The 1,242-nt window shown below is 65.9% G+C and carries 1 pseudogene; it reads right to left on the reverse strand.

Going from position 1 to position 1,242, the window contains the following annotated elements:
- Nucleotides 1-296: 296 nt before the first annotated feature.
- A pseudogene (locus tag EJK91_RS21420) lies at nucleotides 297-1,141 on the reverse strand (transposase).
- Nucleotides 1,142-1,242 lie beyond the last annotated feature (101 nt).

Raw genomic sequence — 1,242 nt, forward strand, 5'->3', positions numbered from 1 at the left:
CTGATATGTAGGGATGTTTGTCAAGTCCCAGGGTGAAGCGGCGGCCACGACCGTCGTCATGGCCGCCGCTTCGTGACCAGGTGAATGTGGGTTGTCGAGCGTGTCGTATCGACGCGTATCAAGTCTGATATTCGCGGGTTGGTTACCGCAGGACGGGACTTTCGAGTCGGAGTTGGCCGCTATCTAAGGTCGAGCGTAATGCGTTGCAGGGCAGCGACATCGTTCATAGCGCAGCCGCGGGTCACTCCAAGACGCTTGCCGACAATCACGAGGTTCACCTGGACAGTTATGGCTGGTCAGTCCGTGAGGACCGCCAGCGACCAGCACCAGCCGGCCAGCTCCCGGGCAACGGCGGCGTTGGCCACCACGGGGCGTTTCTTGCGTGCATCAAAGCCCGCCCAGCGCGCGTGCAGGCGCTGGTTGCCGGCGTCCCCGCGGCTGCGGGCAGTCAAGGGGGCAGCGTCCCAGCGTCGCCGCAGCGCCACGCCCGGGCGGTAGCGGGGGCGGTGATGCCAGGCCGCCTCCACCAGCAGGCGGCGGGCGTGCCCGTTACCGGTCTTGGTGATGCCGCCCTGGGTCCGTGAGCTGCCCGAGGAGTACTCCGAGGGCACCAGCCCGAGGTAGGCGCCGATGCTGCGGCCGGTCAACCGGTCCCAGTCGCCGATCTCGACCGCCAACCCGAACGCGGTCAGCGTCGCGACTCCACGCAAGCAGCACAAGCGAGACACCACGGGGGTGAACTCCGAATCGGCGGCCATGGCCTCGATGGCTTCATCCAGGCGTTGGCGGCGATAACCCGCACCTCAATGATCTGGCCTAGGTGCAACAACCGTGCCAGATGCGCGGCATCGCGGGCATCGGTCTTGACCCGGTCCCCAGCCGGGCGGATCAGCTTCGACGGCGCCGCCACCAAACACATGATCCCGGCCGCGATCAAGAACCGGGCCAGCCCGAACCCCGTCGGGCCGGCCTCATAGGTCACCGCGACCCGGCCCGGCAATGACCGCAACCAGTCCAGGATCTCCCCGTAATCAGGGGTCAGCCGACGCTCGAATACCTCACCGGTATCCCCGTCCAATGCACACCCGATCACCGAACGTGCGTGCACATCCAAACCAACACTCGTACGCTGAACCTTCACTGGGGCCTCCCACATCTTGTGGCTCTACCGGCCAGGACCTGATTCCTGTCGGCAACCCACGGTCACATGTGAGTGAGGCCCCAGCCCCCCATACCGTCTAA

It is taken from the genome of Mycobacterium sp. P7213 (assembly GCF_900604305.1).
Lineage (GTDB): Bacteria > Actinomycetota > Actinomycetes > Mycobacteriales > Mycobacteriaceae > Mycobacterium.